This window comes from Zavarzinia sp., assembly GCF_041650655.1.
In the GTDB taxonomy this organism is placed as follows: Bacteria; Pseudomonadota; Alphaproteobacteria; order Zavarziniales; family Zavarziniaceae; genus Zavarzinia.
On sequence record NZ_JBAZKR010000273.1, the window covers coordinates 1 to 2,626 of the forward strand.

General features: G+C 72.0%; 3 protein-coding genes. All 3 read right to left on the reverse strand.

Features of this window, described 5'->3' with window-relative positions:
- On the reverse strand, positions 1 to 944 hold a 944-nt coding region (locus WC493_RS23410), incomplete at its 3' end, for a 2Fe-2S iron-sulfur cluster-binding protein (RefSeq protein ID WP_373069088.1).
- 5 nt (positions 945 to 949) lie between these two features.
- On the reverse strand, positions 950 to 1,960 hold the full coding sequence (locus WC493_RS23415) for a uroporphyrinogen decarboxylase family protein (RefSeq protein ID WP_373069090.1): 1,011 nt from the start codon (positions 1,958 to 1,960) through the stop codon (positions 950 to 952).
- Positions 1,957 to 2,626: B12-binding domain-containing protein (locus WC493_RS23420; protein ID WP_373069092.1), on the reverse strand; the 670-nt coding region annotated here is incomplete at its 5' end. The genes WC493_RS23420 and WC493_RS23415, both read right to left, overlap by 4 nt.

Here is a 2,626-nt window from a genome sequence, read left to right on the forward strand (position 1 = left end):
AGCCGGTCGCCGACGCGCAGCGCGATTTCCGAATTGGTGCCGAAGTCCACGAACAGCGCGGGTTCCGCCCCGGCCATGAAATCGCCTGCGATCAGGCCCGCCACGAGATCGGAACCGACGAAACCGCCCAGCGGCCGCGCCAGCTCGATCGCGGCACCCGGCGCAACGCCGAGCACCGGGGCCCAGTCGATGTCTTGCGGCACGCAGTCGATCGGCGAGGTCCAGCGTGCCGGTTGCAGCAGCAGGCCGTGATTGCGGCCCGACAGCAGGGCGGTCATCGCCGTGTTGCCGACCACCGCGACGCGGCCGATGCGCGCGGGGTCCAGCCCCTCGCGCGTGGCGATGTCGGCGAGCGCCGCGCCGATGGCCTTGCGGGCGATGTCGGCGAGCGTCGCCGCGGTCGCCGGATTCTCGGCGGCCACCAGGCGCGTGACCACGTCGGCACCGAAGCGTCCCTGCGGATTGCGCCCCCAGCGCGCGGCCAGCAGTTGTCCGGAGAGCAGGTCGAACACGGCCACCGTGATGTGGCTGGTGCCCAGATCGACCGCCGCCCCGAGCGGGTGGCGCAGGCCGGCCGGCGGCGGCCGGTCCGGCAGCCGCGACAGCGTCGCCGCCGACAACAGGCCGGCGGGAGGCGTGCGCCATTCCGAAGCCGCCGCCGGGCTGGCGATCTCGATGTCGAGGTCGCCGGCCGGCCGGCACTGGCAGGCGAGCCGCAGCCCCGCGGCGAGATCGGCGGCGCCGAGCTGGACGCGCTCGGCATCGCTCGGGGCGCCGCAGTCACCGGCGAGCAGGCGCACGCGGCACAGGCCGCAGGCGCCGAGGCCGAGGCAGGCGGAGCGAACCCGGTAGTGGGTGGCGTCGAGAATCTCGCGCAGCGAGGGCCCCGGCGCGTACTCGAGGCGATGGGCTTCACCGGAAACCACCACGGTGAGCAGCGGCATGGCCTTCAGCCTCCTGTCACAAGCTGCGCGAGCGCGGCAACGTTGCCCTCGCCGGCCTCGGCCGGAATCTCGCAACCGGACGAGAGGATGTAGCCGCCGCGGTCGGCGAAGGCGGCGATCAGCCGCCGCGCCTGCGTCGTCAGCGCCTGCGGCGACGGCGCCAGAAAATCCAGCGAGGTGAGGTTGCCGAGCAGGCAGGTGCGCGGCAGCAGGCTGCGCGCCGTGGCGGGCTCGACGTAATAGTCGAAGGTGGCGATCCCGGCGCCGATCTCGGCGTAGTGCGGCAGGATCGGCGCCGTCGGCCCGGCGATGTTGAGCCAGGTGGTCAGCGTCCCCGCCGCGCGCAGGCCCGCCATCAGCCGTTGCAGGCGCGGCAGCAGCAGTTCGCGAAAGAACTCCGGCGGCATGACGGCGGGCGAGGCCATCGGGTCCAGCACCATCACCATGTGCGCGCCGGCCGCGAGCTGCGCCGCGCCGTAACGGCTCGCCACCGCCACGGCAAGGTCGAGCGCGGCCTCGAAGCGCGGCCGGTCGTCCATGGTCAGAAACAGCGCCTTCTCGGCGCCGTAGAGTTGCGCCGCCAGCGTCATCGGCCCGGCCACGCCGCCGGCGACCATGACCGTATCGCCCAAGGCGCGGCGCAGCGCGCCGAGGGCGTCGAGCACTCCCGGCATGCGGCCGTCGCGGGTCGGATCGGGCAGGTTGAGGCGCGCCGGATCGTCGCCCGGCGCCAGCGCGTAGTCGACCACCTCGGGGTACTGGTGCTCGTAATACTTGAGCCGCGACCCGAGGGCCTCGGTCTCGACACCGAGGTCGGAGAAGGCGAACACGGCGTCATTGCCCAGGCGCGCCTGCTGGCGTAACTGGCACTCGGCCATGAGGCTGCCGCCGCGAGCGTAGGCGTCGATCGCGACGCTGGCCGCACGGGCGGCGAGGCCGAACAGTTGCGGCATGAAAGGGGTGCGGTCCGTCGCTTCGAAACGGACCGCCGCGATCAGGCGTTCAAGCGAATTCATCCCTTGCCCTCCGTCGCCAGGCGCTCGAGATAGCTGGCGCCATCGAAGGCGGTTTCCGCCACGTAATCGACGTTGAGATCGGCCGCGGTGAGCTGCTTGAGGGCGGCGCCGCCGGCGACCACCGGCAGGCCGTCAAGCCCGCGCGCCTGCAGGGCCGCGCGAACCCGCCGCACCTGCGGCACGATGGGGCTGATCAGCCCGCTCACCAGCACGGCCGTGGCGCGCTCCCGTTCGGCCGCCTCGGCGAGCACCTCCACCGGGCAGTCGCGCCCCAGGTCCACGACGCGGTAGCCCTTGCCGATCAGCACCATTTTCACGATGTTCTTGCCCAGGTCGTGCACGTCGCCTTCGAGCGTGGCGATGACGAAGCTCGCCCGTCCGCCGGCCGGCGGCATGCCCTCCGGGTAAAGGTCCTGTACCACCACCGACACGGCGCGGCCGACGAGCATGATCTCGAGCAGGTTGAACTGCTCGACGGTGCACTTTTCGTCGAGGCGCCCCATGGCCACTTCGAGGCCGTCGGTGACGATATGTTCGGCTGAAATCCCGGCCGCCTTCAGGCGACGGGCTTCCGCCAGCGCGGCGACGTGATCGCCGGCCAGCAGCGCAGCGACCATGGTCTCGAAATCTGTCGCGGACATACGTGCTCTTGCCAGGAAGGCTTTG